This is a genomic window from Vibrio sp. 10N.261.55.A10 (genome assembly GCF_041470825.1).
Taxonomy (GTDB): Bacteria; Pseudomonadota; Gammaproteobacteria; order Enterobacterales; family Vibrionaceae; genus Vibrio; species Vibrio crassostreae_C.
Genome location: NZ_JBFRNC010000126.1, coordinates 2,112 through 2,440 on the forward strand (window position 1 = coordinate 2,112; position 329 = coordinate 2,440).

The 329-nt window shown below is 46.8% G+C and carries 1 protein-coding gene; it reads left to right on the forward strand.

Going from position 1 to position 329, the window contains the following annotated elements; genetic code table 11:
* Positions 1–329: cadherin-like domain-containing protein (locus tag AB4274_RS22035; RefSeq protein WP_372113248.1), on the forward strand; the 329-nt coding region annotated here is incomplete at both ends.

Consider the following 329-nt stretch of genomic DNA (forward strand, 5'->3'; position numbering starts at 1 on the left):
GTTCATGGCACCAATGATGCCCCAGTTGCATCAGCTGAAGTACGTTTAGCGAATGGCTTAGAAGATACCCAGATAGTCCTCACCCCTGCACAGCTACTGGCCAATTGTAGCGATGTTGACGACAACGACATTGGCAAATTATCCATTGAAAACCTACAGGCTGACCACGGTGCTATTGCGTTAAATGCCGATGGCACGTTCACTTTTACCCCAGATAAAGACTATAACGGCCAAGTGCATTTTAGCTATGATGTTAAAGATGCACACGGAGGAGTAACACACACTGGTGCATCAACAACACTCTCGGCAGTTGGCGATAAAGCCCAAAT